The sequence below is a fragment of the Leifsonia sp. NPDC058248 genome (assembly GCF_042881905.1).
GTDB lineage: Bacteria > Actinomycetota > Actinomycetes > Actinomycetales > Microbacteriaceae > Leifsonia.
In genome coordinates this window covers 1-1,135 of record NZ_JBHVXB010000031.1, presented here as the reverse complement: position 1 = coordinate 1,135, position 1,135 = coordinate 1, and the positions used below count along the sequence as shown (strand labels likewise).

Genomic DNA, 1,135 nt, shown 5'->3' with positions numbered 1-1,135 from the left:
GGTGATGTCCTGCTCCGCGGCCAGCTTCTCCACGGCTTCGAGGAGGCCGGCGTCGATCGGGAACCGGACCAGACCGCCGTCGGGGCTCACCCGCTTCGGGCGCGGGCGGTCCGTCGGCAGGGCCAGCGGCTGCACCATGCCGGCCAGGGCCTCGCGCCAGTACGCCAGTTGCCTGCCCGCCAGGCTGTCCGGATCGGACTCGTCCCCGAGCACGTCCTGCTGCCACAGGGTGTAGTCCGCGTACTGCACCGGCAGCGGCTCCCACGCCGGGGCCCTGCCCTCCCGGCGCGCCGAGTACGCCTCGATGAGGTCGCGGAGCAGCGGCCCGAGGGACTCCCCGTCGAGGGCGATGTGGTGCACCACGAGGACCAGGGTGTGCTCGCGCGGACCGGTCCGCACCAGCCGGGCGCGGATCGGCACGTCGGCGGCCAGGTCGAAGGTCTCCTTGGCCACGGCGTCGACGGCCGCCGCCCGGCCCTGCGCCGCGACCTCGACGACCGGCAGGTCGACCGGCCTCTCGCCGGAGGCCAGTACCTGCTGGTACGGGATTCCGTCGTCGCCCTCGACGATCACCGTCCGGAGGACCTCGTGCCGGTCGATGACGTCGTGGAGCGCCGACCGCAGCGCACCCGCGTCCAGCTCACCGGTCAGCCGCAGGGCGAAGGCGCCGTTGTAGGTCGGCGACGGGCCTTCGAACCGGTCCACGAACCACAGCCGACGCTGCGCGAACGACAACGGAATCATTGTTTCTCCAAAATCGGCAGAACTACCGGTGAGCGGTCCGCCGGTGAGCGGTCCGCCGCTCAGTTACTGATCGAGCACCGTCAGGAGGTCGGCGTTGTAGAAGTCGTCGAGGGAGATGGCGCCCGACGTCGTCGAGAAGTACCGGTCGATCAGGTCCTGGTGACCGACGAGCTTGCGCAGCATCTCCGTCCGCCCCTCGGGCTTGAGCTCCGCCACGTTGAGTACGCCCTGGTAGAGGCTGAGGGCGTTGTTGCCGAGGTGGTCCTCGTAGCGCCGCAGCGCCGCCTTGAGCGCGGCGTCGTCGTGCAGCCGCTCCCCGATGTACCGGGTGAGCAGCTCGGCCTGGATGAAGGCGTCGGTGATGCCGCGGGCGGTGATGGAGTCCTTGTGG

General features: G+C 70.7%; 2 protein-coding genes. Both read right to left on the bottom strand.

Annotated elements, in window-relative coordinates; translation table 11 throughout:
- Positions 1 to 744: condensation domain-containing protein (locus tag ACFVV5_RS19190; protein WP_387247308.1), on the bottom strand; the 744-nt coding region annotated here is incomplete at its 3' end.
- A gap of 63 nt (positions 745 to 807) precedes the next feature.
- A partial coding sequence (locus ACFVV5_RS19185) for a hypothetical protein (RefSeq protein WP_387247306.1) occupies positions 808 to 1,135 on the bottom strand: 328 nt, incomplete at its 5' end.